This window comes from Maribacter algae (assembly GCF_047345745.1).
Taxonomy (GTDB): domain Bacteria; phylum Bacteroidota; class Bacteroidia; order Flavobacteriales; family Flavobacteriaceae; genus Maribacter.
On the sequence record NZ_JBLFES010000005.1, the window covers coordinates 63,184 to 89,183 of the forward strand.

The 26,000-nt window shown below is 37.5% G+C and carries 27 protein-coding genes; 20 read left to right on the plus strand and 7 right to left on the minus strand.

Annotated features, from left to right (window positions below):
• The first annotated feature begins 91 nt into the window (after positions 1–91).
• The 6 genes from ACKWBX_RS16745 to ACKWBX_RS16770 all read left to right on the plus strand — a co-directional run bounded on the left by ACKWBX_RS16745 (position 92) and on the right by ACKWBX_RS16770 (position 7,668).
• Positions 92–1,066, plus strand: a complete 975-nt coding sequence (locus tag ACKWBX_RS16745; RefSeq protein ID WP_413969873.1) for a D-alanine--D-alanine ligase — start codon at positions 92–94, stop codon at positions 1,064–1,066.
• Between the two features lie 33 nt (positions 1,067–1,099).
• A complete protein-coding gene (gene coaD, locus ACKWBX_RS16750) occupies positions 1,100–1,555 on the plus strand; it encodes a pantetheine-phosphate adenylyltransferase (protein WP_413969874.1) in 456 nt (151 codons plus the stop codon).
• A 120-nt stretch (positions 1,556–1,675) separates the two neighbouring features.
• Positions 1,676–3,520, plus strand: coding sequence for a PAS domain-containing protein (locus ACKWBX_RS16755; protein ID WP_413969875.1), 1,845 nt, complete (start codon positions 1,676–1,678; stop codon positions 3,518–3,520).
• 107 nt (positions 3,521–3,627) lie between these two features.
• Positions 3,628–5,478 carry a PAS domain-containing sensor histidine kinase gene (locus tag ACKWBX_RS16760; RefSeq protein ID WP_413969876.1) on the plus strand — a complete coding sequence of 617 codons (1,851 nt, stop codon included), beginning with the start codon at positions 3,628–3,630 and terminating at the stop codon, positions 5,476–5,478.
• On the plus strand, positions 5,465–5,869 hold the full coding sequence (locus ACKWBX_RS16765; RefSeq protein WP_413969877.1) for a response regulator transcription factor: 405 nt from the start codon (positions 5,465–5,467) through the stop codon (positions 5,867–5,869). The genes ACKWBX_RS16760 and ACKWBX_RS16765 overlap by 14 nt, the downstream gene beginning before the upstream one ends.
• A 59-nt stretch (positions 5,870–5,928) precedes the next feature.
• Entirely contained in the window at positions 5,929–7,668 is a 1,740-nt protein-coding gene (locus ACKWBX_RS16770) for a M14 family metallopeptidase (protein WP_413969878.1), read from the plus strand.
• A gap of 5 nt (positions 7,669–7,673) precedes the next feature.
• Here the strand turns inward: ACKWBX_RS16770 and ACKWBX_RS16775 are convergent, their stop codons facing one another.
• Entirely contained in the window at positions 7,674–8,264 is a 591-nt protein-coding gene (locus ACKWBX_RS16775) for an NUDIX hydrolase (protein ID WP_413969879.1), read from the minus strand.
• Between the two features lie 7 nt (positions 8,265–8,271).
• Between ACKWBX_RS16775 and pyrE the strand changes: the two genes are divergently transcribed.
• Entirely contained in the window at positions 8,272–8,913 is a 642-nt protein-coding gene (gene pyrE / locus ACKWBX_RS16780; RefSeq protein ID WP_413969880.1) for an orotate phosphoribosyltransferase, read from the plus strand.
• A gap of 4 nt (positions 8,914–8,917) precedes the next feature.
• Positions 8,918–9,310: an SRPBCC family protein gene (locus tag ACKWBX_RS16785; protein ID WP_413969881.1), complete on the plus strand. Its 393-nt coding sequence runs from the start codon at positions 8,918–8,920 to the stop codon at positions 9,308–9,310.
• Here ACKWBX_RS16785 and ACKWBX_RS16790 read toward each other — a convergent pair.
• Positions 9,307–10,038 (minus strand): biotin--[acetyl-CoA-carboxylase] ligase, encoded by a 732-nt coding sequence (locus ACKWBX_RS16790; protein WP_413969882.1) that lies wholly within the window; start codon positions 10,036–10,038, stop codon positions 9,307–9,309. The two genes, ACKWBX_RS16785 and ACKWBX_RS16790, sit on opposite strands and share 4 nt — an antisense overlap.
• A gap of 93 nt (positions 10,039–10,131) precedes the next feature.
• Between ACKWBX_RS16790 and rsfS the strand changes: the two genes are divergently transcribed.
• From rsfS to ACKWBX_RS16820, 6 genes are all read left to right on the plus strand, one after another.
• On the plus strand, positions 10,132–10,509 hold the full coding sequence (rsfS, locus tag ACKWBX_RS16795; RefSeq protein WP_413969883.1) for a ribosome silencing factor: 378 nt from the start codon (positions 10,132–10,134) through the stop codon (positions 10,507–10,509).
• 9 nt (positions 10,510–10,518) lie between these two features.
• Complete coding sequence (gene ftsH, locus ACKWBX_RS16800) at positions 10,519–12,519, plus strand: ATP-dependent zinc metalloprotease FtsH (protein ID WP_413969884.1); 2,001 nt, start codon at positions 10,519–10,521, stop codon at positions 12,517–12,519.
• Positions 12,520–12,583: 64 nt separating this feature from the next.
• Positions 12,584–13,195 (plus strand): LUD domain-containing protein, encoded by a 612-nt coding sequence (locus ACKWBX_RS16805; RefSeq protein ID WP_413969885.1) that lies wholly within the window; start codon positions 12,584–12,586, stop codon positions 13,193–13,195.
• A 1-nt stretch (position 13,196) separates the two neighbouring features.
• Positions 13,197–14,000, plus strand: a complete 804-nt coding sequence (locus ACKWBX_RS16810) for a phosphatidate cytidylyltransferase (protein ID WP_413969886.1) — start codon at positions 13,197–13,199, stop codon at positions 13,998–14,000.
• Positions 13,990–14,673, plus strand: a complete 684-nt coding sequence (locus tag ACKWBX_RS16815; protein WP_413969887.1) for a phosphatidylserine decarboxylase family protein — start codon at positions 13,990–13,992, stop codon at positions 14,671–14,673. The genes ACKWBX_RS16810 and ACKWBX_RS16815 overlap by 11 nt, the downstream gene beginning before the upstream one ends.
• A complete protein-coding gene (locus ACKWBX_RS16820; RefSeq protein ID WP_413969888.1) occupies positions 14,648–14,914 on the plus strand; it encodes an acyl-CoA-binding protein in 267 nt (88 codons plus the stop codon). Before ACKWBX_RS16815 ends, ACKWBX_RS16820 begins: the two co-directional genes overlap by 26 nt.
• A gap of 63 nt (positions 14,915–14,977) precedes the next feature.
• Here ACKWBX_RS16820 and ACKWBX_RS16825 read toward each other — a convergent pair whose 3' ends face one another.
• From ACKWBX_RS16825 to ACKWBX_RS16835, 3 genes are all read right to left on the minus strand, one after another.
• Positions 14,978–15,568 carry a hypothetical protein gene (locus ACKWBX_RS16825; RefSeq protein WP_413969889.1) on the minus strand — a complete coding sequence of 197 codons (591 nt, stop codon included), beginning with the start codon at positions 15,566–15,568 and terminating at the stop codon, positions 14,978–14,980.
• A 120-nt stretch (positions 15,569–15,688) separates the two neighbouring features.
• Positions 15,689–15,856, minus strand: a complete 168-nt coding sequence (locus tag ACKWBX_RS16830) for a lmo0937 family membrane protein (protein WP_413969890.1) — start codon at positions 15,854–15,856, stop codon at positions 15,689–15,691.
• A gap of 124 nt (positions 15,857–15,980) precedes the next feature.
• Entirely contained in the window at positions 15,981–16,466 is a 486-nt protein-coding gene (locus ACKWBX_RS16835; RefSeq protein ID WP_413969891.1) for a hypothetical protein, read from the minus strand.
• A 195-nt stretch (positions 16,467–16,661) separates the two neighbouring features.
• Here ACKWBX_RS16835 and ACKWBX_RS16840 point away from each other — a divergent pair, with 195 nt between their 5' ends.
• Positions 16,662–17,495, plus strand: a complete 834-nt coding sequence (locus ACKWBX_RS16840) for a DMT family transporter (RefSeq protein WP_413969892.1) — start codon at positions 16,662–16,664, stop codon at positions 17,493–17,495.
• Between the two features lie 21 nt (positions 17,496–17,516).
• On the opposite strand, the gene ACKWBX_RS16845 is transcribed toward ACKWBX_RS16840, so the two are convergent.
• On the minus strand, positions 17,517–20,141 hold the full coding sequence (locus ACKWBX_RS16845; protein WP_413969893.1) for a valine--tRNA ligase: 2,625 nt from the start codon (positions 20,139–20,141) through the stop codon (positions 17,517–17,519).
• 195 nt (positions 20,142–20,336) lie between these two features.
• On the opposite strand from ACKWBX_RS16845, the gene ACKWBX_RS16850 reads away from it, so the two are divergent.
• Positions 20,337–20,726 carry a DUF1573 domain-containing protein gene (locus tag ACKWBX_RS16850; RefSeq protein WP_413969894.1) on the plus strand — a complete coding sequence of 130 codons (390 nt, stop codon included), beginning with the start codon at positions 20,337–20,339 and terminating at the stop codon, positions 20,724–20,726.
• Positions 20,727–20,773: 47 nt separating this feature from the next.
• Here ACKWBX_RS16850 and ACKWBX_RS16855 read toward each other — a convergent pair whose 3' ends face one another.
• Entirely contained in the window at positions 20,774–22,111 is a 1,338-nt protein-coding gene (locus ACKWBX_RS16855) for an aspartyl protease family protein (RefSeq protein WP_413969895.1), read from the minus strand.
• Between the two features lie 141 nt (positions 22,112–22,252).
• Here ACKWBX_RS16855 and ACKWBX_RS16860 point away from each other — a divergent pair, with 141 nt between their 5' ends.
• From ACKWBX_RS16860 to ACKWBX_RS16875, 4 genes are all read left to right on the plus strand, one after another.
• On the plus strand, positions 22,253–23,449 hold the full coding sequence (locus tag ACKWBX_RS16860) for a pyridoxal phosphate-dependent aminotransferase (RefSeq protein WP_413969896.1): 1,197 nt from the start codon (positions 22,253–22,255) through the stop codon (positions 23,447–23,449).
• Positions 23,443–24,459 (plus strand): UDP-N-acetylmuramate dehydrogenase, encoded by a 1,017-nt coding sequence (murB, locus tag ACKWBX_RS16865; RefSeq protein WP_413969897.1) that lies wholly within the window; start codon positions 23,443–23,445, stop codon positions 24,457–24,459. The genes ACKWBX_RS16860 and murB overlap by 7 nt, the downstream gene beginning before the upstream one ends.
• Positions 24,460–24,662: 203 nt before the next feature.
• The gene (locus ACKWBX_RS16870; RefSeq protein WP_413969898.1) at positions 24,663–25,223 is read left to right on the plus strand and encodes an RNA polymerase sigma factor; all 561 of its coding nucleotides are present in this window, start codon (positions 24,663–24,665) and stop codon (positions 25,221–25,223) included.
• Entirely contained in the window at positions 25,223–25,981 is a 759-nt protein-coding gene (locus ACKWBX_RS16875) for an anti-sigma factor (RefSeq protein WP_413969899.1), read from the plus strand. Before ACKWBX_RS16870 ends, ACKWBX_RS16875 begins: the two co-directional genes overlap by 1 nt.
• Positions 25,982–26,000 lie beyond the last annotated feature (19 nt).

Below are 26,000 nucleotides of genomic sequence, written 5' to 3' on the forward strand. Positions count from 1 at the left end.
TTGTGATAGAAATGTATAATCTTAAATTCATTCTTTTTTCTTTAACGTTAATAGCACATCTTTGTACATATACAAGGACGCATTAAATGGTATGAAAAAGAATATCGCAATTATTATGGGCGGCTATTCCAGTGAATATGAGATATCACTGAAAAGCGGTAACGTAGTATATCAATATCTCAACAAGGATAAATTTAATTTATACCGGGTACATATTTTTAATAACAAATGGGTTTATGTTGATGATGAACAAATAGAAACGCCCATTGACAAACATGATTTTTCAGTTATCTTAAACGGGGTGAAAACCACTTTTGATTGTGTTTTTAATGCAATTCATGGCACTCCGGGAGAAGACGGACTCATGCAATCCTACTTTGAACTATTGGAAATACCGCAAACTTCTTGTAGCTTCTACCAAGCGGCACTCACCTTTAACAAAAGAGACCTTTTAAGTGTCTTGAAGTCATACGGAATTAAATCTGCCCCCTCCTATTATTTGAATAAAGGAGATAATATCAATGAAAATAAAATAGTGGAAAAGGTAGGGCTGCCGTGCTTTGTAAAAGCCAATAAATCCGGTAGTAGTTTCGGGATTACGAAAGTTTATGAAAAAGTGCATTTAAAAGACGCCATTGATATTGCCTACAAAGAAGACGACGAAATTATTATAGAAGGCTTTTTAGATGGGACCGAAGTATCCGTTGGGGTTATTAAATATGAAGGAAAAACAACGGTTTTGCCTATAACCGAAATTGTAAGTGAAAACGATTTTTTTGATTATGAAGCCAAATACGAAGGAAAATCACAGGAAATTACTCCTGCAAGGATTACATCAAAACAGAAAGAAAACGTCACAAATGTAGCCGCATCTATTTATAATATTTTAAAAATGAAAGGATATACAAGAAGTGAATTTATTTTTATCGGAGACACTCCCTATCTAATCGAAATAAATACTACTCCAGGGCTCACCACGGAAAGTATCCTGCCACAACAAGCTCAAAAAGCAGGTATCTCGTTGAGTATGCTTTTTGAAAGCGCCGTCAGTGAAGTTTTATCCTAAAATGGCTATCTTACCGTAATCAACTTCAATTTTATGAAACGTGCAATTTTCCCAGGTTCCTTTGACCCCTTGACCTTAGGGCACCACGATATTATTATGCGGGGTATTACCCTGTTCGATGAATTGGTCATCGCCATTGGTAAAAATGCCGACAAAAAATATATGTTCAGTTTAAAGCAAAGAATGGGTTTTATTCAAGAAGCCTTTAAAAACGAACCCAAAATAAAAGTGGTCACCTATCAAGGACTAACGGTTGATTTCTGTAAAAAAATCAATGCAAATTTTATTTTGCGTGGATTGAGAAACCCTGCGGACTTTGAATTTGAAAAAGCCATAGCCCATACCAACCGAAGTCTTTCCGAAATAGAAACGGTCTTTCTATTGACCTCATCCGGAAAATCCTTCATTAGTTCGTCTATAGTAAGAGATGTCATTAGAAATGGCGGTAAATATGAGGGCTTGGTTCCAGATTCTGTAAGAATTATCTGAAATAAATCGCTTTTAACCACACTTTTTGAGTTATCAACAACACTTTTTTGATAATTTACAACAAATCCTACTCCTTAAATAGATTATTCTTATAGATTAGTAAGAAATTTCTTCTTAACTATGATCTATACTAAAAACAAACTTTCCTTTTCCTCAGACTGGATACAACAAATTCCTAGTGCCATAGCCTTAATAGATGCTGATTTTAATTTTGTAAGTGCTTCGCCCAACTGGTTGAAAAAATTCAATTTTGAAAGTACCGACCTTTCAGGAACCAATCTGTTTGAACTCTTTCCGAGATTCTCACAAGACTGGAACACAAGATTGAAATATTCCTTAGACGGTTTAAAGGATATAAAAGTTATAGATCGTCCTGAAAACCCTAAAAATAGGGCAGAGAATTATGTTTGGAACCTAAACCCATGGAAAGATGGCTATGGAAATATCATAGGAGTAATTCTGAAGGTAGAGAATCTGTCCAAAACAAAGGAACTGGAGTTAGAACTAAATAAGGCAAAAAACCTTTTAAACGAAAAAGGAAAAATTGCCAAAATTGGCAGTTGGGAACTCAATACTGCTGATAGAGACCTAAAATGGACTCCCGCAGTAAACGATATTTATGGTGTATCAAAGGATTTTACGCCAACAATTGACGAAGTATTCAATTTTTACAAAGAAGGAACATCAAGAAAGATCATTTCCAAAGTAGTAGAAGAAGCTATAAGTACCGGAAAACCTTGGAATGAAAACTTACAATTGGTAAAGGCTACAGGAGAAGAAATATGGGTAAATTCCATTGGAAGGCCAAAATTTAAGGACGGTATATGTGTAAGGGTTATCGGAACGATACAAAACATAACGGATACCATAGATATCAAAGCTAAGACAGTTAAAAAAGAATTACCTAGTAATCCTTATTTTGACAATGTTCCCTTTGGATTGGCTTTGATCAATCTGAATTCCGGAAAAATATTGGATATCAACAAAAGTTTTCTAGAGCTTACGGGGTTTGAAAAAAGCCATTTCAAGGATAAGAGCTTTAAAAGTTTTATAAATCCCTCCATAAAAAAAAGAAGCAAACAATTATTGAACGAGCTTAAAAAGGCTAACGGTTTTGGTGAACTAGAGATGCCATTTGCCCATAAAAACAAGAAAAGGTTAATCTTAAAGTTCTCGGGAAAATTATTGGAAAAGGAAAATAACCAACTTAACGTATTGGTCACCTTGGAGGATATCACATCACTTGTTCAAAAAGAAAAAAGCCTGAAAAAGGTTTTAGGCCGTTCCAAAGAACAGAATGGGGAATTGTTGAATTTTGCCCATATGGTTTCACACAACCTAAAAGCACATGCCACTAACTTTTCTTTATTGTTAAATTTTCTGGACAAGGAAAACGGAGAAAATGAACGGCAAAAGCTGATGGATATGCTGTTCAATGCTTCTGACAATCTTACGGATACCATTAAAGGACTGCGAGAGGTTGTAGCTATTAAAACCAATATCAATGAGGAAAAACGACTGCTTTCCCTAAACGATACCGTTTTTCATGTAGAACAGAACCTAATAGGTCTATTAAAGCAAAATAACGGAAGAATAATCAATGAAATTCCGGATACCGTTAAGGTAAAAGCACTTCCGGCATACTTGGAAAGTATTTTGACCAACTGTCTTACCAATGCAATCAAATACAGAAAGAAAGATAAAGACCCCATCATCATTTTGAATATTGAGGAAACCAAAGATTATACTATTCTGAACATAGAGGATAATGGTTTAGGAATTAATATGGAAAAATTTGGGGACAAGCTGTTTGGACTATACAAAACGTTCCATAAGAATAAAGATGCCAGAGGAATTGGGCTTTATATTACAAAAAATCAAATTGAAGCAATGAACGGTAAAATATCGGCTACCAGTATTGTAAACCAAGGAACTACATTTAAAATATACTTCAATAAATTATAAGAGAAATATAAATCGAACTTTAGATTACAACAACATTTACATGATTCACAACAAAGATTAAGATAATTAAAAAATCCCTACTATTTTAGTAAGAAATTACAACCTGTATGTTAAAGGCATCCCAGACTCTTTCAACTTCCTATCTAATAAAACAGTTACCTACCTGTACTTTATTTATTGATAATAAGTTCAAGATTGTCCATGCCTCCAATAAATTTATCAGCACTTTTAATTTGGAAGGGATAACCATTTCCGATAAAACGCTTTTTCAACTTTTCCCTAAACTAAATAGAAAATGGAAAAATGTACTGCAAGATACTTTTAAGGGAAAATCAAACCCAATGGGCATTCAGAAGGCTGTAGATATCCATAAAAATGAGAGATGGCATCAATGGGGCAGTGTTCCTTGGTATGATGGTGATGAAGATATTATAGGTGCTATTATCCAATTAGATGATGTGACCGAAGGGGTAAAAGCAGAAATAGAATTACAAAAAACCGAAGTTTTATTCAGCCAACAGTCGGAAATAGCAAAAATCGGGAGATGGGAGTATGATAAGGTCAACAATACCCTCAAGTGGTGCAGTATGACCAAAAAAATACATGAAGCCGGAACCGATTTTGAACCCAATATTGAAACGGCGATAGATTTTTATAAAGAGGGCCATAGTAGGAATATCATTTCCATGGCTTTGTTCGAAGCGACCGATAAAGGGACTCCCTGGAGTCTCAAAGCACAGATAATTACTGCAAAAGGCAATGAAAAATGGATACTGGCCAGTGGAAAGCCGATATTTGAAAAAGGGAAACTTACAGGACTGTTAGGAACCATTCAAGATATTTCGGAGCAGGTAGCAGCAGATTCCGAGACCCAAAAAAACGAAAAATTGTTACGGACTTTAGTAGATAATTTACCACTTAACGTTTATGTAAAAGATACGCAGTCCAGAAAAATATTGGTCAACAAATCTGAATACGAATACTTTGGCACTACTTCGGACAAAGAACTTATAGGAAAGGACAATTATGATTTGTTCGATGAGCATACGGCCAGAAAATACACAGATCAGGATATAGCCGTTATGACCAGTTTACAACCTATCCTTGCCGAGGAAGTCAGTAGTATTACAAAAGCCGGTCACGAAACCATATTCCTCACCTCTAAAATTCCTTTGATAAATGATCAAGGTAGTGCTTTTGGCTTATTGGGAATAAGTATGGACATTACCTCCCTTAAACAAAAAGAGAAAGAACTGCGTAATCTTATAGATGTAACTTCTTTACAGAATAAGAAACTAATAGATTTTGCGCATATCATCTCCCACAACTTAAGATCTCATACAGCCAACTTCTCCATGCTTTTGAGTTTTTTGACCAATGAAGACGATGAAAAAGAAAAAGAACGAATTTTGAAAATGCTTACAGAAGCTTCGGACAGTCTAATGGAAACATTGGATAACCTTAATGAAGTGGTTGCTATCAGCACTAACGTAAACGCAGAAAAGAAGCCTATACTTTTACACAAAAAAATTATAGCTATTCAACGTAATCTTTCTGCTCTATTATTGAATAACCAAGCGGAGATTATCAATGAGGTTTCTGAGGACACCATAATAAAAGTAGTCCCAGGTTATCTAGAGAGTATTTTAATGAATTTCCTTACGAACAGTATTAAGTACAAACATCCGGAAAGGAACCCGGTAATAAGACTTAGCACCAAAAGAAAAGGAAAATACACTATCCTTTCCATAGAGGACAATGGTCTGGGAATAGATTTAAATAAATATGGCGATAAGATTTTTGGCATGTACAAAACCTTTCATACCCATAAAGATTCAAGAGGCATTGGATTGTACATCACAAAAAATCAGATAGAAGCTATGAACGGTAAAGTTCATGTGGAAAGTAAGGTTAATAAAGGAACTATTTTTAAAGTCTATTTCAATGAAGAAAGTTAATTATATAGGAATAGTAGACGATGATCCTATCACGGTATTTGGCATTCGTAAAATGCTGAATCTATTGGTCAAATGTGATAGTATAGATTCATTTGCCAACGGGAAATTGGCCTTGGACAGTATTGTCCAAAAAATCGAAAATAAAGAAACTTTACCTGAAGTAATTTTTTTGGACATCAATATGCCCATTATGGATGGGTGGCAATTTTTAGAGGCATTTATAAAATTGCCCATAAAAGAGAAAATTAGGATCAATGTAGTAACTTCTTCCATTGATACGCATGATAGACAAAAATGGGAGTTTTTTAAGGACAAGACCCATCACCTTATCACGTTCAATAATAAACCAATACAAAAACAAGAAATAGAAAATATTACAAAAGTTGCATAATGAAGCTTATCCGGTTTTGACTATTTTTACGGTACACAACCAATGATCAGCTATTTGTTATGCGGCTATTTTTAGTTTTTATTTTTATCGTATTGCTCTCTTGCGAGAAAAAAACCGAAGAAGTAGAAAAAGACTTCCCAACTTCCTTTGAAACTTCACAGGGCAAAGAAACGGCAACATATGGGGAGGCTATTGCTTTCTACATTCAATTGGCCAAAGAATTTCCCCAGATCAATATACAGACCATAGGTGAAACGGATAGTGGCAAACCCCTACATATGGTCACCTATAATGAGGACGGTGACTTCAATTTTAATAAAATAAGCGAAAACAAAACCATCATTTTGATAAATAATGGCATTCACCCGGGGGAGAGTGATGGCATCGATGCTACCATGCTTTTATACAGAGATTTGGTAAGCGGTAAAATACCCGCCCCCAAAGAAACGGTTTTGGTGACCATTCCCATATATAATGTTGGGGGTTCCCTAAACAGAAACAATGCCACTAGGGCAAATCAAAATGGCCCGGAATCCTATGGGTTTCGTGGCAACGCACGGAACTATGACCTAAACAGGGATTTTATTAAGAACGACACTAAAAATGCTAGGACCTTTGCCCAAATATACCACCTCACCGATCCGGATATTTTTATAGATAACCACGTGAGCAACGGTGCGGATTATCAATATACGTTAACACATCTTTTTACGCAGCACAACAAACTTGGTGGAGAATTAGGTTCTTTTTTAAATACCACCATTATGCCCACACTACAAGATTCGTTAGCGGCCAATGGTTGGGACATCACCCCTTATGTAAATGTTTTTAATCAGCCTCCCGAAGTCGGTTTTGATCAGTTCATGGACCATCCCAGATACTCGACCGGGTACACCACACTGTGGAACACGTTTGGTTTAATGGTGGAAACACATATGCTCAAACCTTATAAAAAGAGGGTAGAGGGCACTTATGAATTAATGAAACAAATGATTGGCATTGCAGAAGCCAAAGGTGATAAAATTAGGGCCCTAAGAGAAGAAGCATTAACCAGACATAGAGGCTGGTCCTACTATCCCATATCCTGGAAAGTTGATACTACTAGAACTTCACTATTGAATTTTAAAGGTTTTGAAGTAGACACCATTAACAGTCTGGTTACGGGCTTTCCAAGATTAAAATATAATAGGGAGAAATCCTTTACTAAAGAGGTTTCCTATAAAGATTATTATATGCCATCGGATTCCGTCAAAATTCCAGAGGCCTACATCATTAAAAAGTCATGGTCCAAAATATTGGAATTGCTAGACCTCAATAAAATAGAATACAACACTATAAAAGACGATACCCTTCTAACTGTAGAATCCTATCGGATAGATGATTTTAAAACGTTGAACAGTCCTTTTGAAGGGCACTATTTACATTACAATACTACATTGGAAACAAGTGTAAAAGAAGTTTCTTTTGAGAGTGGGGATATTTTAGTGCCCGTAGATCAACCCGGGTTCCGGTATATCATGGAAACTTTGGAACCTAAAGGAACCGATTCTTTTTTTAATTGGAATTTTTTTGATACCATTTTACAACAGAAAGAGGACTTTTCTCCTTATGTTTTTGAGGATACAGCCTTAAGACTATTAAAGAAGGATAGTCTGCTCAGAAAAACCTTTTTGTTCAAGAAAGAAAACGATGCGGAATTTGCGGAAAATTGGTATTCACAGCTGGAATGGATCTATAAAAAATCGGACCATTATGAAAAAGCGCATTTGCAATATCCGGTATACAGAATTTTGAAATAGCTCGCCTATTCGCCTTCAAAAAGGATTTTAATATTCGCATAGGAATTCTGTAATGCTTTTTGAATTTTTTTGGGACCTTTCCATTTTACCTTTACGATACCTTCCTTTTTTTCGGGTTTCAGTTTTCCTTCGTATTCGGTACTCATAGCATACCAATGTACTTGTTTTAAAGTATAGGTGCCATTATTGGTAATCACATGGTAGGTAGTTTTTAGAAAATTCTCAATGCGCAATTCCTTTACGCCGGTCTCTTCCATCACCTCTCGTATCGCACAATCTTCTATAGACTCGCCCTTGTCCAATTTTCCTTTGGGCAAGTCCCACTTATCGTTCCTGTAAATAAAAAGAACTTTTCCTTTTACGTTGGTTACTACCCCGCCCGCAGCTACTATTAGCGGTATTTCTTGTGTGAACTTTTTTAATATTTCTTCATGGTTGGGATGGTAAATATAGGCCTCTTCCAACTTCTTTTTCTTAAGGGATTTGATGGCCGTTTGGATGGACTCTTGGTTGAGCAAAAAATACTCCCCATTTGCTGTTTCCGACACTTTATTTGTTAAAATCAGTGGCAACTCATTAACAAAAACTTTATACATTTGCGTCATGGTTTTAGACAAGCATACAGCTAAAAAAACAGCGGAGCTTCTGCTGCAAATTAATGCAATAAAATTGAAACCGGAAAATCCTTTTACATGGGCTTCTGGATGGAAATCCCCAATATATTGTGACAATAGAATTTTACTTTCCTATCCTGTAATTCGCAACTTTGTAAGGGATGAAATGGCCAAACAAGTAGAGTTGCTTTATGGGAAACCGGATGTCATTGCAGGTGTAGCCACAGGTGCCATAGGGATGGGAGCGCTGGTTGCGGATACTTTGGGACTCCCCTTTGTTTATGTACGACCACAGCCAAAATCCCACGGAAGAAAAAATCAGATCGAAGGCTATTTGGAGGCCAACCAAAGTGTGGTGGTCATAGAGGATTTGATCAGTACTGGAATGAGTAGTCTTAATGCCGTGAATGCCTTAAAAGCGGAAAATGCTAACATAAAAGGGATGTTAGCGGTTTTTACCTATGGTTTTGAAGTAGCAAAGACTAATTTTGAAGAAAAAAATATTGACTTGCATACCTTGAGCAATTATGAATATCTTATAGAGCAGGCCTCTGAAACAGGATATATCAAAGAAGAACAACTTGCTACTTTAATGGAATGGAGAAAAAATCCTTCCCAATGGAAACAATAAAAATATGTTTATAGAAACGCCCTCTGCAAAAGTCTCCAAAAACGGAAAGGAAACTTTTGAATTTTTGAATGATCTTGCCAATTTTGAGCAATTAATGCCGGAAAACATTGATAAGTTTGAAGTTTTGAATGAAAACAGGTTTCTTTTCGCTTTAAAAGGAATGCCAGAAATAGTGTTGGAACGCAAAGAGGAAGTCCAGTATACCAAATTGGTCTTAGGGGCCGCAAGTGATAAACTGCCGTTTACATTAACTGCTGATATCACAGAAGAGAATGAAAATTCCAGCTCCGTAGTGCTAAGTTTTCAGGGGGAATTCAATGCCATGATGGCCATGATGATAAAAACTCCAATTACCAATTTCATCAATACGTTATCACAAAATCTGGCAAAGGTTTAATACAATAATTTTACTTCTTTAAATCCGAATTCTTCACAGGTATCGTTTTTTAACAATACCTTCAACGATCCCGTTTCGGTGACTCCTTGAATAATTCCCATAAAATAGGATTCATCGGGTCTTTGGAAAGTGGAAGGCACTCCTTTTCTGAACAATTTTTTTTCATACGTTTTTAGTAGTTCCTCCCAGTGGAACATGTGGGCCTTTTCCAAATAGCTTTTCAACGCTTTTAAAAGAAGTTCCAAAACGTATTCCTTATCCAGTTCTTTACTTAATAAAAGCTGAAGAGAAGTAGCGTTTAGCTCTTTCTGAAACGCAGTTTGGTTCACATTTAGACCGATTCCGATAACGGATGATTTAATTTCCTGTCCAGAAATCAGATTTTCAATAAGAATACCACAAAGTTTTGAGGTACCTGACAGAATGTCGTTAGGCCATTTTATGGAAACCCTAGGTACTTTTAACGCAATCAAAGTATCGTAAACCGCTAAAGAAATACATAGGTTGATTAAAAACTGGTGCTGGGCTTCTATACCTTCAAAATATTTCAATATACTGAGAGTTAAGTTCTTACCGGGTTCGGAACGCCATGTTGTGTCAACCTGCCCCCTCCCCTTTGTTTGATTTTCGGCCAAAACCACGGTAAAATCCTGAAGTTTTTGTTCCGTTAAAAGACCTTTCAAATAACTGTTTGTAGAGTCCGTGGCACCAAGTTTGATTACATGCATAGGGCATAGCTTTGGGCAATCTATAATCTATTGTTAAAAACTAGTCCTAAAAGAACAAAAAAATAATAACTTTGTTAAAATTAAAATTTTTGAATGCAGAAAAGGAAAGCTAGCGCAGATGAACTGATTGCATTGATTTTAGAGGGAATAGAAGAAGTAAAAGGGCAACATATAAATTTACTCGATTTAAGAGAAATTGAAAATACCGTTTGTGACTACTTTATAATTTGTAATGGTACTTCTAATACGCACGTGAATGCCATAGTAGGTTCTATCCAAAAAACAGTAAGTAAAGCTATTAAAGACAAACCTTGGCATGTTGAGGGAGAAGACAATGCCGAGTGGGTTTTGATGGATTATGTGAACGTAGTGGTCCACGTTTTCCAAAAACAGATTCGGGAATTCTATGACATTGAAGGGCTATGGGGAGACGCAAAGTTTACCACCGTAGAAAGTAGCATAAATCAATAAAAAAATATAATGGCAAAAGACAACAGTTCAAATCCTAAGAAACCTAAATTTAGCTCATGGTGGATTTATGGATTAATTGCAGTATTACTGATAGGTTTTCAACTTTTTAATAGCGAAGATCTAGCAAGTACTGAGAAGACAACGACCTCAGAACTTCAGGAATACTTAAGAAACGGTGACATTGATAAAATACTTATTATCACCAACACCAACCAAGCAAAAGTTTTCCTTACCAAAGAGGCACTTGCAAAGGACGTGCACAAGGATGTAACGGATAAATCTATTCTACCGACTACTGGAAATGTCCCACAATATATTTTGGATTACGGGGATTTACAGATTTTTCAAAATGAGATTACCGAGATAAAAAAGGAAAACAATCTGGATACGATCGTTGAGTTTGATAAGGAATCGACCGCATTTTTCGATTTTCTGTTGTCCTTATTGCCCTTCATTTTGATTATCGGTATTTGGATATACCTAATGCGAAGAATGTCCGGAGGCGGCGGAGGCGGTGCCGGAGGTCAAATCTTTAATATTGGAAAATCCAAAGCGAAGCTGTTTGATGAAAAAACGGATACCCGAACGTCTTTTAAAGATGTTGCTGGGCTGGAAGGCGCCAAAGAGGAAGTTGAGGAAATCGTAGAGTTTCTTAAAAACCCGGATAAATATACCTCTCTGGGTGGTAAAATTCCAAAAGGTGCATTATTGGTAGGCCCTCCGGGAACAGGTAAGACCTTATTGGCCAAAGCGGTTGCAGGAGAGGCAAAAGTACCCTTCTTTTCGCTTTCTGGTTCGGACTTTGTAGAAATGTTCGTAGGTGTAGGAGCTTCAAGGGTAAGGGACCTTTTCAAACAAGCCAAGGACAAATCCCCGGCCATTATTTTTATCGATGAGATTGATGCTATTGGTCGCGCGAGGGGTAAAAACAACTTTACCGGATCTAATGACGAGCGTGAAAACACTTTAAATCAATTATTAACGGAGATGGATGGTTTTGGAACCAATACCAACGTAATCGTTTTGGCCGCTACCAACCGGGCAGATGTACTGGATAAAGCCTTGATGAGAGCAGGAAGGTTTGACCGTCAGATTTATGTAGACCTTCCGGATATTCGGGAAAGGAAGGAAATATTTGAAGTCCACCTTAGACCTATAAAGACTTCGGAAACACTGGATTTGGATTTCTTGGCAAGACAAACACCTGGTTTCTCCGGTGCGGATATTGCCAATGTTTGTAACGAAGCGGCATTGATTGCAGCTCGTAAAGAACAAAAAGCAGTCAATAAACAGGACTTTTTGGATGCAGTAGATAGGATTGTTGGTGGTCTGGAGAAGAAAAATAAGATCATCACTCCAGGTGAAAAAGAAACCATCGCCTATCATGAGGCGGGTCACGCCACCGTGAGCTGGATGTTAGAACATGCCGCTCCTTTGGTAAAAGTAACTATTGTGCCTAGAGGGCAATCTCTAGGAGCTGCTTGGTACCTGCCCGAGGAAAGACTCATAGTAAGGCCGGAACAAATGTTGGATGAAATGTGCGCAACAATGGGTGGTAGAGCAGCGGAAAAAGTTATTTTTAACAAAATCTCTACCGGTGCTTTAAGTGATTTGGAAAAGGTCACTAAACAAGCTAGGGCAATGGTTACCATTTATGGGCTTAATGATGAGATTGGCAATCTTACCTATTATGATTCTTCCGGACAGGATTCCTATGGTTTTTCCAAACCGTACAGTGAAGAAACAGCCAGGAAAATTGATGAGGAGATTTCAAAAATAATAGAAGCAGAATACCAGCGCGCAATAAAAGTTCTCAAGGATAACAAGGACAAACTTACCATATTGGCAGAACGTTTATTGGAGAAAGAAGTTATCTTTAAGGAGGATTTGGAAAAGATTTTTGGGAAAAGACCTTTTCAAAAAGACCTTTTGGAAGCTGAAGAGATTAAGAAAAAAGAGGATAGCACCATATCCCAAGATGATGAAGAGAAAGAAGTTGCAGAAAAATAATTAAGCGGTTTCTGCGTTGTAAATTTTAATCAACTTACTTAGTAACAGGATTTTTTAATATTTAATGGGGCTTTTAGATATATTGTTCGGTGGTGGAAAAAAGAAGGTTTCGAAAGAAACCGCGGAGACCAGAGGCCAACATATGCCCGATTTGAATATTCCGGTAGATGAAAAGTTTACGATTCATTTTAAAAAAAATGGAGGTAAATTTATTTACTGCATCTCTTCACAAGAAATATCAAAAGCATTAAAAAATATAGTAGAAGAAAATAACTGGGAAAAAGAATCCTTTTTCGCGATGGACGATAGACTTGTCCAAAAATTTCAAAAAGAAAATCTTGCCTTTACTAAAAAATCCAAAGAAAGTGAAGTTTTCTTCACGACCTGCGAACATTTAGTGGCCCAAAACGGGAGTATTTTAGTCTGTTCCAATCAATTGAACGAAAAGAAGATTAATGAACTTCCCAGTAACGTAATCGTTTACGCTACCACTAGCCAATTGGTAGAATCTATTGGGGAAGGTTTAAAGACCATCAAGAAAAAATATGGCCCGAAAATTCCGGCCAACATTACCACATTAAAACACTTTAAAGCCACACAAGAAAACTCGGACGACTTCCTCACTTACGGAAGTAGCACTAAAAATCTTTATCTTTTACTTTTGGAAGATTTATAGTATGGGTGAAGTTTTACGGAGAGCATTAACGGGAGCAGTATACATTATTCTTTTGTTGTCCGCCGTCTTTTTAAGTTCTGACGCTTTTGACTTTTTATTTATGACTTTTGGTCTTGCCTGCCTTTACGAATATAAACGTCTGGTGGGTTTAAAAGGGTATCATATTTTTGCTGCATATCTAGCACTTTGGTGGGCATTTATCTATTTGATCAAGGATAAAAATATTGTCAATATTTTGATGATTTTAACAATTGCGGTAGATATTGCATTATTGGTTTATCTTTTTTCAAAAAAGGATAGGCTCTTTAATAAATTACAAAAATTCCTTATAGGTCTTTTTTATATAGGCGGTGGTTGTATTTTCTTGACCATGATTCCTTACAAGGATGATGATTTTGCCAAATTATTGATTATGGGCATCTTCATTTTAATTTGGGTAAATGATTCATTTGCCTATTTGGTAGGGAAAAGTTTAGGTCGCACTAAGTTGTTTCCATCCGTTTCCCCAAAAAAAACTATTGAAGGAACATTGGGAGGTTATATCTTTGCCTTAGGTGCTGCCTACATAATGGGAACCCAAGAGCAAATAATCAACCCTTGGCAATGGATGGTTTTGGCCACGGTTATCGTAGTTACAGGCAGTTTGGGAGACTTGGTAGAATCCAAACTTAAAAGAGCAGCGGGCGTAAAGGATAGCGGTGCTATTTTACCGGGACATGGTGGTATGCTGGACAGGTTGGATAGTTTGGTCTTTGCAGCTCCTTTTGCTTATTTAACGCTTAATATTTTTAGTTATGTTTCATAGAGAGGGTCAGGCAATTATATTGACTACTTTTTTTATTATCGGTGCTAGTGTGCTCGCCGCTCAGTATTTTATTGATATCCCGTGGTTAAGGCTGGCTATTCAAATTCTTGCAATCGTAATGCTGGTGTTGGTGTTGCAATTTTTTAGAAATCCAAAAAGAAGGGCAAACAAGACTTTTGACGAAATATTATCCCCAGTAGATGGTAAGGTAGTGGTAATCGAGGAAGTAGAAGAGAAGGAATATTTTAATGGAAAAAAGAGGCAGGTATCTATATTTATGTCTCCCGTTAATGTGCATGTAACCAGATATCCTGCAAGCGGGAGCATTAAATATTCCAAATACCATCCTGGAAAATACCTTGTAGCTTGGCATCCCAAGTCAAGTGAAGAAAATGAACGCACTACGGTGGTCATAGGCACTCCTAAGTTTGGGGATATCCTATACAGGCAAATTGCGGGAGCTGTAGCTAGGCGAATCGTGAATTATGCTGAAATAGGGGAAAGCGTACAACAGGGCGATGATGCCGGGTTTATAAAATTTGGTTCTCGTGTAGACCTTTTTCTTCCTCTGGATTGTCAAATCAATGTCCAATTGAACCAAAAAGTAAAAGGCGCCCAAACGTGTATTGCTACGTATGTAGACCCAAATGAAAAAGAAGAAGCTACATACTGATTTTCAACAGGCCGTTGAATTCGTCAACAATTACAAAGATCCTATTCCCGCGGATCTGCTGTTGAAGCTATATGCTTATTACAAAGTGGCAAATGAAAATTATAGTAATCCAGGAAGTAAAACGCCGCTCATTAATGCTTTTAAGGCCAATGCGCTGATACAGGCACAAAATCTGAGTATGGAACAAGCCATGAAAGCTTATGTGAAATTGGTAAATTCCGAACTTAGAGAATTGAAATAAGCTCCATCATTATCTTGATGGTCTTAGCTCTGTTTATCCAGTGTTCCATATACCACTGAAAATTTAATTAAAAGGACCAACCATGATATGCGCTCTGTGAGTCCCGGGGTCCATTAACCATGGCATTCCTTTAGCGTGTGGTTTGTCCGGTAAGCCAGTTGATTCAGTGGTAGCGAACGGAGTATAAATTACATATCTAAATTGGCCGTTCCTTAGTTCACCCGTAGCAGTATTATAGTCATCTTCCTTACCAAAATAGATGTAAGTCATACTTGGCTCCTTGGGCATTTCCAACTTTCCTTGGGCCACCTCATCCCCTCTTATTTTTCTCAGTTCTTCAACGCTTTTACCTTCAGCTCTCAATGCCCTTCCCCTTTTCATGAAAGGTTCCAGTTTTTTAGAATAACAAGAAACCTGAATTCCCTCTTTATTAGGATTATCAGCTAAACATACTAGATTGTTGTTACCTTCACGTAAGATTACAAATTCTCCATCTGAGTTATATCCATAAACCATTGCACCATCTTTATCGGCTTCAGGTGCAGGTAAGACTGCTGTTTTTATCTGAATTTCTGAAGGTAAAACAATGGTATTTTCTTGAGTGAATCCAAAAAAACCACAAAAAAATATCCCTAACAATGTTACTTTATCCATGAGTTCTATCTTTATATTAAAGATAGCAAAGAAAATAAAGCAACTGTAAGGGAATATTAATTCTATAAATCGATTATTACCTATTTCCGTAAATAAAACGGAATAAAAGTTGTCATGCCGTTATAGCGGTTTTTTTCCTGAAATAACATTATACAGGATAACGATAACAGCAATTACGATGAGTATATGAACCAAACTACCCGTTGCAAGACCTGGGACTATTCCTAACATACCCAATAACCAGACAATGATACAAATTACGGCTACTAACCAAAGAAGACTTCTCATAATATTAAGTTTTAGTGTTACACGAAAGATATTGGTTAACAAGGTAATTTATTAACTCAAATGCTTTTTAACGTAACGCATTAACTAAAAACTAAAATATATTAAGAGATTGTATAAGAGGCAGTTATACAAATAAGAGTACTAGTGTAAGTACTATTCCCGCAATCGCAAAATACATTCCTTTTTTGAATACTGGCGTTTTTCGCAAGAACATCCAAAACGAGGAAATGACTAAAAATAAAAGGGCTACCCCAAAAAATATGTTCAAGAAAAATAGCGGTTCGGATGATTTTGCCTTATGTAAATGCGTCATTTTATCCAAAACCAAAGGCAATCGTTTTACTGTGTAAGAAGCAAGGCCTGTTTTTGTGTTGTACGTTCCTCTTTCAAACTTTGCCAAATCCTCTGATCGGCTCGAAAATTTTAAATTTTTAATCTTTATTTCACGTCCTACTTCGTTAGCATCTAAACCGGGTTCCAATTGCTTCTCCGCTATATATTCTTTTTTAAGAAAATCAGTATCCCTAAAAATCAATACCACCCCGCTAATTGAATATACGGCCATGATACCTGCTACAAAGAACCCTAAATACCTATGGTAGATTCTCATTTTATTTGATATTTCTCGTTGCATCAATATTATTTAGAATGATTTTAAACAAAGAAACTGATTTATATCAACTCATACAAGCCTGAATATGGATTTTTACAAAACATATTTGAAGTAGCCATAAAATAGCAAAATCAAACCTAACACTACCTTCAAATAATGTAGTTTTGCACGGTAAAAAACGGAAACTTCCCTTTGAAAAAAGCACTTCTTTTTATGCTCATAAGCACCGCTTCATTTTCTATGATGAATGCTTTTATAAAATATTTGGACCGTATTCCGGCTTTTCAATTGGTATTTTTTAGGTCTGTCACCTCATTCATTATGGCCTCAGCTTTTCTTTTACGACATAACATATCCATCTTGGGAAATCAAAAAACGCTTTTAGTGACCCGAGCATTCTTTGGGCTCATTTCTATGAGCTTATTTTTTATGTCCTTCAAATATTTGCCTATTGGAACAGCGGTTTCCCTACGTTACATCGCCCCTATTTTCGCCGCAATTTTTGCCGTATTCCTATTGAAAGAAAAACTAAAGCCAATACAGTGGTTATTTTTTTTCATAGCCTTTATGGGCGTTATCATATTAAAAGGATTTGATAACAATGTGAGCAATCTGGGATTGGCCTTAGTGCTTACGGCATCGGTATTTACGGGTCTTGTATATATAACCATTCGTAAAATAGGTCCCACGGAACATCCCGTGGTGGTCGTGAACTACTTTATGTTTACCGCCACCATATTCGGTTTATTGCTTTGCTTACACACGTGGGTTTGGCCTATAGGAAAGGAATGGTTGCTCTTGGGAAGCCTCGGTATATTCGGATATTTTGGGCAATTGTACATGACCAAAGCCTTCCAAATAGCAAGTACTAATTTGGTCGCTCCCATAAAATACACAGAAGTCGTATTTACTATTTTTATAGGTATATTCTGGTTTGGTGACCACTACACGCTATGGAGCTTTCTAGGATTGCTTTGTATCATAGGCGGACTTGTGGCGAATACGCTAGTAAATAAAGGAAAATGATTTTGAAAAGTTTGTAAGATCTCATGACAAACTAGCCAAACTCTTTTCCAAAGTCTCGATTTTTGCTTCTGCATCGGAAGCTTTTTTCTTTTCTATAGCAACCACTTTTTCCGGAGCATTATTGACAAACCGTTCATTGGATAATTTCTTCTGAACCGATTTCAAAAACCCTTTTGTATAGGCCAACTCCTCATTAATTTTTTTGATTTCAGCAGCTACATCAATAGTTCCGGCTACAGGAATAAAATATTCATTGCTCTTTACCCTAAAACTCAATGCACCATCCAAGGCCTGGTCTACATATGATATATTTGATACGTTGGTCAGTTTTTTAATCACAACGTCCCAATTTGCACTGCTTTGTTCGCCGTTGAGTAGCGATAATTCCAACGTTTCTTTCATTGGAATGCTCTTTTCTTTCCGTATGGTCCTGATGCCAGAAATAACCTCAGTAGCAAATTCAAAATCTTCAATAAGTTTATTGTCAATAGCACCTAATTCAGGCCATGTAGCTACACATAATGCTTCTGTTGTATCCCTCACGGCCATATGTTGCCAAACTTCTTCCGTGAGAAAAGGCATGAATGGGTGCAAGAGTTTTAAATTTTTTTCAAATAAAGCTATTACCCTGGCAAGCGTTTTTTTATCTATGGGCTGTTGGTAAGCCGGTTTTACGATTTCCAATAACCATGAGCAGAAATCATCCCAAACCAGTTTGTACAATGCCATTAACGCATCAGAAATTCGGTATTTACGGTAATGGTCTTCAATTTCCGATAAGGTTTTATTGAATTTTGCTTCATACCACTCCAACCCAATTTTAGCAGCTTCCGGTTGTGCTATATCGGCTATTTTCCAACCTTTCACCAATCGGAAGGCATTCCATATTTTATTGGCAAAGTTCTTTCCTTGTTGGCATAACGCTTCGTCAAACATTAAATCATTTCCGGCGGCAGAACTCAATAACAACCCAACACGAACACCATCGGCACCATATTCCGAAATCAATTGTAAAGCATCGGGCGAATTACCCAATGATTTGGACATTTTACGACGTTGCTTATCCCTGACCAAACCGGTCAAGTACACATTTTCATACGGACGTTCTCCCCTAAACTCATAACCCGCCACAATCATTCGTGCCACCCAGAAAAACAAAATATCCGGACCGGTCACCAAATCATTGGTCGGGTAATAATAATTTACCTCTGGATTATCCGGTTCTAAAATGCCTCCAAAAACACTGATAGGCCATAACCATGAAGAAAACCAGGTATCCAAAACATCGGGGTCTTGTCTCAAGTCCGATTCTTGAATCGTTGGATTTTTCGCTTTTGCCAATTCCAATGCTTCGGCCTTGGTTTCAGCCACCACAAAATCATCTTGCCCATCACCATAATAATACGCGGGAATCTGCTGACCCCACCATAATTGCCTAGATATATTCCAATCGCGGATGTTCTCCATCCAATGTCGATAAGTATTTTCAAACTTTTTAGGAAATAACTTTACATCACCTGTATTCAAAACAGCGTCAATGGCAGGTTTAGCCAAATCTTCCATCTTTAAAAACCATTGATCGGAGAGCCTTGGCTCAATAACTGCTTTGGTGCGCTCAGATGTTCCAACTTTGTTGGTGTGCTGTTCCGTTTTGACCAGAAAACCCTTTTCTTCCAATTCTTTGGCGATTTCCTTGCGAACTACAAAACGGTCTTTTCCTTCGTAATGCAACCCGTAAGAATTTAGGGAAGCATCCTCATGAAAAATATCTATTACCTCTAGATGGTGTTTTTCTCCTAAATTCTTATCGTTTTCATCGTGTGCCGGGGTTACCTTCAAGCATCCCGTACCAAACTCGATATCTACATATTCATCTTCAATTATCGGAATGACACGCCCGCAAATAGGCACGATGGCCTTTTTACCTCTTAAATGAGCGTATCTTTCATCATTTGGATTAATACAAATGGCGGTATCTCCCAGAATGGTCTCCGGCCTTGTAGTGGCAATCGTAACTTTTTCGTCCGAACCCTCGATCTTATAAGCCAGATAATATAATAGGCCTTGGCGTTCCTCATAATTCACCTCTTCATCGGAAAGAGTAGTTTTTGCTTCAGGATCCCAATTTACCATTCGAAAACCCCTGTAAATGAGTCCTTTTTTATATAAATCCACAAAAACTTTGATAACAGAGGCTGACATATCGTCATCCATAGTGAACTTTGTACGCTCCCAATCGCAGGAACATCCCAGTTTTTTCAATTGCTCCAGAATTACGCCGCCATATTCGTCCGTCCAATCCCAAGCATGTTTCAAAAACTCCTCACGGGTCAAATCCGATTTTGAGATACCTTCTTGCTTAAGTTTATCTACCACTTTGGCTTCCGTAGCTATGGAAGCGTGGTCCATACCGGGCACCCAACAGGCATTTTTACCCTCTAGGCGCGCTTTCCGGATCAAAACATCCTGAATGGTATTGTTCAACATATGCCCCATGTGCAATACTCCCGTCACGTTTGGCGGGGGAATCACAATGGTATAAGGCTCCCTATCATCTGGTTTGGAATGAAAAAACTTATTTTTCATCCAGTATTCATACCAACGTTCCTCTACCCTATTTGGTTCGTATTTTGATGGAATTTCCATATTTGGCCCAGTTTTTGAATTATAATCATCGATTTAAAAAATTAAAGCTGAGAGAGATATGTTAAATTATCCATTTCAGCCGATTTTTAATTCAAAATGATATACGAAACAAAAATAAGTAACGTTAGAGGATAACAAAAGGATTTTGAGGTTCATCTGAAAAGATTTAATTTTGAAATTCTCCAAAAATTAGAAATGATGAAAAAAATAGTACTTGTATTATTTGTTGGTCTACTTGGATTGAGTGTAACTGCCCAGGACACGGCAGCTAAAATTGAATTTAAGGCAGAGACTGTTGACTATGGTGAAATCGCAAAAGGTGCCGATGGTGTCCGAGTTTTCGAATTCACAAACACCGGAAATGCTCCGTTGATTATCAGCAAAGTAAGTTCTAGCTGTGGATGTACTATTCCTAAAAAGCCGGAAGACCCAATTTTACCAGGAAAAACGGGTGAAATTCAGGTGAAATATGACACCAATAGAGTTGGTCCTATCAGGAAAGCCATAACGGTTATTTCCAATGCGGATACGCCAACAAAAGTATTGAAAATTAAAGGTGAGGTAAAAGGCACCGGAACAAAGTAAAATGTTCTAAAAGATGTTAGAAAAGGTCTGCTGAAAGCAGGCCTTTTTTATTTGAACAAATCCTTAAGCTTAAAACTGAACAATAGGTCATTGTTCTTACGCTCCACCAATACCTTAACACGTTTACCTTCCTTCTTGGTATTTAGCATATACATGATTTCCTGTAGTTTGTATCTATGAATTCGCTTTCCATTTACCGCCAAGATAACATCGCCCTCCCGAAGACCTGCGGAATGGGCAGGACTTCCCGCTCGTATCCCGGAAACCACTATCTCCGGAACTAGGCTCAACTTTGTTGCGCCGTTTAAAAGTAATTGAACGTTTCCATAGGATTCTGGACTGCTGTAAGCAATTCCGTTTGCATTGGCTATGCGTTCGGATACGTACCGCACTCCTGCATGTTGTAAATCTATCCCGCTTATGTTATACTGAAACGGTTTCTTGAAATTCCCATTTTTCCTTAGGGTAATCTCTCTGTTCGGATAATCGAATATAATATTGAATCGTTTGAGCACTTCCCCTCCAAGGCTACCGTTCCTATTTCCAAGGCTTAAAATTGCATTGAAAGTATCCATTTCCGGGAATGCCGTTTTTGCATCGTCCAAAATAAAATCGCCAATTCTTAAATGATTGATTTTGGTGCGTTTCCCATAAATATCGCCCGCTAGGCCTTTGCCCAGAAAACTATCGTAATTTTTTTCCGGTACTTTGATCATATTGTTCTCAAATAGCCAAATAGCATCACTGCTACCAGTATCCAAGAGCATTTTAACCGGAATTTCAGCTTTGTCCTTCAAGGCAATTGAAGCATCTAAATAGGCTTTTCTGTTAATTACGGAAATATCGAACGTCCGCATATTTTTATGGTTCTTAAGTTTATGATTGGAAGGATCAAAAAACTTAATGGCTTTCTTTGCATAGTTGATGTCCACCACAAAATCCCTAAAAAGGTCATACCCTATGATTCCGTGTATCGGTATTCCCAAGCTGGGCGAAAAGTTAATTCCTGAATCCATGACCACATAAAGCTTTTGTGAAGGATTTCTAATATTGCCCAACTTGAAAAAATTACCCTCTGAACTTAGGGCCTGTATGGGATCGCCGGGGCCCAAACCGTTAATGACTACTTCCGTAACATCATTAAGTTTTATGGAATCCTGATCGGCAAGATTGAACAGAATTGGCGTCCTAACACCGGAATCCAACACAAAGGATAACGTTGTTCCGTTCACTTCAAGGGGGATTACAATTAAATTGTTGATCAATTCAAATTTCACCTTGTCATATTTCTGCCCTTTTGGAAGTTGGTAGTATTGCCCATAGCCACTTGCAGCACAAAGTGTTGAAGTTAGAAGAAATAGGAACCATTTTTTTAGAAAAGCCATACCTAATGGATTTATTTACATCAATTTACAATTTTTTTCAATTGGGGCATATCTTTTAACATTAGCCCTGCGAAGGAAATAAAAGCTAGGATTATTGTAGGATCGCTACGGATTTACCACTTTTGTGAAAAATAATTCTTTATGCCATCAGTATCGCAAAAAGGGCGTTCCATGCCAGAATCACCTATTAGAAAATTGGTGCCTTTTGCTGAAAATGCAAAGAAAGAAGGAGTAGCTGTCATTCACCTGAATATAGGCCAACCGGATATAAAAACGCCTCAGATCGCGTTGGATGCCGTGAAAAATGCTTCGCTAAAGGTTCTGGAGTACAGCAGGACGGAAGGTTCTGAAACCTATAGGAAAAAAATAGCAGGGTATTATGCAAAGCATAACATAGAAGTTACCGCAAACGATATTATTGTAACAACCGGTGGTTCCGAAGCTTTGTCCTTTGCCATGGGAACTATAGCGGATGCTGGAGACGAAGTAATCATCCCGGAGCCCTTTTATGCCAATTATAATGGTTTTGCAACCGCTAGCGGTGTAAAAGTAGTACCCGTAGTTTCTAAATTAGAGGACAATTTTTCCCTACCGCGTATCGAGGATTTTGAAAAATTGATATCGCCCAAAACAAAGGCCATATTAATCTGTAACCCGGGAAACCCCACAGGTTATCTATACAGTAAAGAAGAAATTCAAAAATTGGCCTCAATCGTAAAAAAGCATGACCTCTTTTTGATTGCCGATGAAGTATATCGGGAATTTACGTACGACGATAAAGAACACTATTCCATTTTACAGGAGGAAGGACTGGACAATCATGCCATAATAGTGGACTCCGTGTCCAAAAGATATAGTATGTGCGGTGCCCGTATAGGCTTTCTCGTTTCAAAAAACAAAGAAGTAATTACTATTGCACTTAAATTTGGGCAGGCAAGACTTTCCCCGCCTACCTATGCACAGATAGCCAGTGAAGCTGCTCTGGAAACTCCTGAAAGTTATTTTGAGGAGGTAAAAACGGAATATGTTGCCAGAAGAAATTTATTGATTCAAGAACTGGAAAAAATCGATGGCGTAAAAGTGGCAAAACCCAAAGGGGCTTTTTATTGTATTGCCCAACTGCCCATTACTAATGCCGATCATTTTGCACAATGGTTGTTAGAAGATTTTAGAGTGAATAATGAAACCGTCATGGTAGCCCCGGCAGCAGGTTTTTATGCCACTGAAGGTTTGGGCAAAAATCAAATAAGGATTGCCTATGTTTTAGACCGGGATAGCTTAAAGAGAGCGGTTCATATTTTAAGGGAAGCACTTAAAAATTATAAGGGTCAATGCTGATTCAAGAAAACTTCTCCCTTAAAGATTATAATACGTTCGGCATTGCGGCCAAGGCTAAGTTTTTTGTTGAAATCAAATCCGTAGCTGAATTAAAAGCGATATTGGCCAACCAAGATTATCCCAACAAATTTATTCTTGGAGGAGGTAGTAATATGCTCATTACAAAAGATATTGATGCCTTGGTCATCTATATCAATTTGAAAGGAATTCAACTTGTTTCAAAAGAAGGGGAAACCGTTACCGTAAAGGCGATGGCAGGCGAAAATTGGCATAAATTTGTTCTGTGGACCTTGGAAAATGGTTATGGAGGTTTAGAAAACATGTCCCTCATACCAGGAAATACGGGAACGGCCCCCATACAGAATATAGGTGCCTACGGTGTTGAGCTAAAAGATTGTTTTGTTAATTGTGAAGCAATACATAGAAGCTCTCTGGAAACCAAAATATTTTCCAAAACGGATTGCCAATTCGGATACCGAGAATCATTTTTTAAAAACGAAGGCAAAAATCAATATGTCATTACTTCCGTAACTTTTAAATTAAGCACTAAAAATCACACATTAAATACCAGTTATGGTGCTATTGAGGCAGAATTGGCAAAAAGTAATATTACCGCTCCTACCATAAAAGATATTTCCAATGCTGTAATCGCCATTAGAAACAGTAAACTTCCGGACCCAAAAGAAATTGGCAATAGCGGCAGTTTTTTCAAAAATCCTGTGGTTCCTAAGGCAAGTTTTGAAATGTTTCTGGAAAAAAATCCAGAAGCTCCCTATTACAAAGTTTCTGAAGGTGCCTATAAAATCCCTGCCGGATGGCTTATTGAGCAATGTGGGTTTAAGGGGAAACGTTTTGGGGATGCCGGCGTGCATGATAAGCAGGCTTTGGTTTTGGTAAACTACGGGAGCGCAACGGGAGCGGAAATATTGGAACTGGCAAAAAAAATAATTAATAAGGTAGACCATACTTTTGGTATCAAAATAAAACCGGAAGTCAATCTAATAAAATAACCCCCGTAAAAGAATTACGAGGGTTATACCAAACCAAACTAACCAAAAACAAAGTGGCAGTTACCAGCTGCACACTTATACTATTTATCTTTTATGAAACGCCGCTTAACAATCAATTTTATATTTTAGCGTTTAGTGGATATACGGCGAGAGAGTATCATTTGGATGTTCTACTCCGAAAAAATCGAGTTCTAATACTTTTTATGAGCACACTATTAGAAAAACATATCGTTGAGTTGCTTCAAGAACGTAATGAGAAAGCTATTTCCCTGTTGTACGACAATTATGCGGACACCCTGTTGGGAGTAGCCAATAAAGTGGTACGGAACGAGGAGCTCGCGCAAGATGTTCTACAGGAAAGTTTTGTGAAAATTTGGAAAAAAGCGGATTCTTATGACCCTTCCAAAGCCAAACTTTTTACGTGGCTGTTCAGGGTTACCAGAAATACCGCTATCGATAAATTAAGAAGTATCAACACAAAATCAGATAAGGAAATCCAAATAGATGTTTCGGACGTATATAGTTTAGGTGTAGATGGCGTAAAACCGGAATTACTGGACGTTCGTGAAAATCTGGATAAAATTGAGGATAAGTACCAAATAGTGTTAGAAGCATTATTTTTTCAAGGTATGACCCAGCAGGAAGCCAGTGATGAGCTGGATATACCGCTCGGCACGATAAAATCCAGATTAAAAATAGGACTAAGGGAACTGAAGAAAATATACGATCCCGCCATAGTTGCACTGTTATTAAATTTTTTGTGATGAAAGAAAAAATAAAAATCTTCTTGGATTCCGATATGTTGGAAAAGTATCTCTTAGGGAGTACTTCGGAAATCGAGACCTTACAAGTAGAGCGTTATATAGCAATGTATCCCGAGGTTAGGAAAACCTATGATGAACTACAGGAAAATTTGGAGGCATTTGCAAAACTGCATTCCATCAAGTCCCCAGAAGGATTAAAGGAAAAAATATTGGCCAGGATACGTTCTGAAAGAAACGGCAGAAAGCGTTTTTACAGATATGCCATTGCCGCTAGTGTTGTTGCTGTTATGTCCATTACTGCATCTGTCTTTTTCTATAACCAAAACCAAAATCTCCAAGAGGAGAATGAGATGGTCAACAATAAAATACAGTTGTTAGAGGAGAACATGAACAGTAGCTTGGAGGATTTTCGTAACCAGTTCATCGTCCTGAACAATCCCAAAACAAAAAGAATGAACGTTATGGGAAATAAAAAGGCGAAAGAATTGAAAGCCGTAGCCTACATCAATCCTGTAAAAAAATTATCTTATATCAATGTAAGCAAGTTGCCAAACCTTCCTAAAGACCAATGTTTCCAGATGTGGGCAGAGGTCAATGGTGAAATGGTCAATTTGGGTATTATTGAAGAAGCTGCGGACAGTCAAAAACTCTTGGCGTTACCTTATGCGGAAAATGCTGTGGGGTACATCACAATTGAGCCTCAAGGTGGAAACCAAAATCCTACCGTTGAAAATATCGTAGCGAACATTTCTTACTAATCCCCTCATAACAATACTT

Excerpts from the sequence above, each read along its gene's own strand:
- ACKWBX_RS16745 (WP_413969873.1), top strand. The coding sequence starts at position 92 with ATGAAAAAGAATATCGCAATTATTATGGGCGGCTATTCCAGTGAATAT.
- coaD (WP_413969874.1), top strand. The coding sequence starts at position 1,100 with ATGAAACGTGCAATTTTCCCAGGTTCCTTTGACCCCTTGACCTTAGGG.
- ACKWBX_RS16755 (WP_413969875.1), top strand. The coding sequence starts at position 1,676 with ATGATCTATACTAAAAACAAACTTTCCTTTTCCTCAGACTGGATACAA.
- ACKWBX_RS16760 (WP_413969876.1), top strand. The coding sequence starts at position 3,628 with ATGTTAAAGGCATCCCAGACTCTTTCAACTTCCTATCTAATAAAACAG.
- ACKWBX_RS16765 (WP_413969877.1), top strand. The coding sequence starts at position 5,465 with ATGAAGAAAGTTAATTATATAGGAATAGTAGACGATGATCCTATCACG.
- ACKWBX_RS16770 (WP_413969878.1), top strand. The coding sequence starts at position 5,929 with ATGCGGCTATTTTTAGTTTTTATTTTTATCGTATTGCTCTCTTGCGAG.
- ACKWBX_RS16775 (WP_413969879.1), bottom strand. The coding sequence starts at position 8,264 with ATGTATAAAGTTTTTGTTAATGAGTTGCCACTGATTTTAACAAATAAA.
- pyrE (WP_413969880.1), top strand. The coding sequence starts at position 8,272 with ATGGTTTTAGACAAGCATACAGCTAAAAAAACAGCGGAGCTTCTGCTG.
- ACKWBX_RS16785 (WP_413969881.1), top strand. The coding sequence starts at position 8,918 with ATGTTTATAGAAACGCCCTCTGCAAAAGTCTCCAAAAACGGAAAGGAA.
- ACKWBX_RS16790 (WP_413969882.1), bottom strand. The coding sequence starts at position 10,038 with ATGCATGTAATCAAACTTGGTGCCACGGACTCTACAAACAGTTATTTG.
- rsfS (WP_413969883.1), top strand. The coding sequence starts at position 10,132 with ATGCAGAAAAGGAAAGCTAGCGCAGATGAACTGATTGCATTGATTTTA.
- ftsH (WP_413969884.1), top strand. The coding sequence starts at position 10,519 with ATGGCAAAAGACAACAGTTCAAATCCTAAGAAACCTAAATTTAGCTCA.
- ACKWBX_RS16805 (WP_413969885.1), top strand. The coding sequence starts at position 12,584 with ATGGGGCTTTTAGATATATTGTTCGGTGGTGGAAAAAAGAAGGTTTCG.
- ACKWBX_RS16810 (WP_413969886.1), top strand. The coding sequence starts at position 13,197 with ATGGGTGAAGTTTTACGGAGAGCATTAACGGGAGCAGTATACATTATT.
- ACKWBX_RS16815 (WP_413969887.1), top strand. The coding sequence starts at position 13,990 with ATGTTTCATAGAGAGGGTCAGGCAATTATATTGACTACTTTTTTTATT.
- ACKWBX_RS16820 (WP_413969888.1), top strand. The coding sequence starts at position 14,648 with ATGAAAAAGAAGAAGCTACATACTGATTTTCAACAGGCCGTTGAATTC.
- ACKWBX_RS16825 (WP_413969889.1), bottom strand. The coding sequence starts at position 15,568 with ATGGATAAAGTAACATTGTTAGGGATATTTTTTTGTGGTTTTTTTGGA.
- ACKWBX_RS16830 (WP_413969890.1), bottom strand. The coding sequence starts at position 15,856 with ATGAGAAGTCTTCTTTGGTTAGTAGCCGTAATTTGTATCATTGTCTGG.
- ACKWBX_RS16835 (WP_413969891.1), bottom strand. The coding sequence starts at position 16,466 with ATGAGAATCTACCATAGGTATTTAGGGTTCTTTGTAGCAGGTATCATG.
- ACKWBX_RS16845 (WP_413969893.1), bottom strand. The coding sequence starts at position 20,141 with ATGGAAATTCCATCAAAATACGAACCAAATAGGGTAGAGGAACGTTGG.
- ACKWBX_RS16850 (WP_413969894.1), top strand. The coding sequence starts at position 20,337 with ATGATGAAAAAAATAGTACTTGTATTATTTGTTGGTCTACTTGGATTG.
- ACKWBX_RS16855 (WP_413969895.1), bottom strand. The coding sequence starts at position 22,111 with ATGGCTTTTCTAAAAAAATGGTTCCTATTTCTTCTAACTTCAACACTT.
- ACKWBX_RS16860 (WP_413969896.1), top strand. The coding sequence starts at position 22,253 with ATGCCATCAGTATCGCAAAAAGGGCGTTCCATGCCAGAATCACCTATT.
- murB (WP_413969897.1), top strand. The coding sequence starts at position 23,443 with ATGCTGATTCAAGAAAACTTCTCCCTTAAAGATTATAATACGTTCGGC.
- ACKWBX_RS16870 (WP_413969898.1), top strand. The coding sequence starts at position 24,663 with ATGAGCACACTATTAGAAAAACATATCGTTGAGTTGCTTCAAGAACGT.
- ACKWBX_RS16875 (WP_413969899.1), top strand. The coding sequence starts at position 25,223 with ATGAAAGAAAAAATAAAAATCTTCTTGGATTCCGATATGTTGGAAAAG.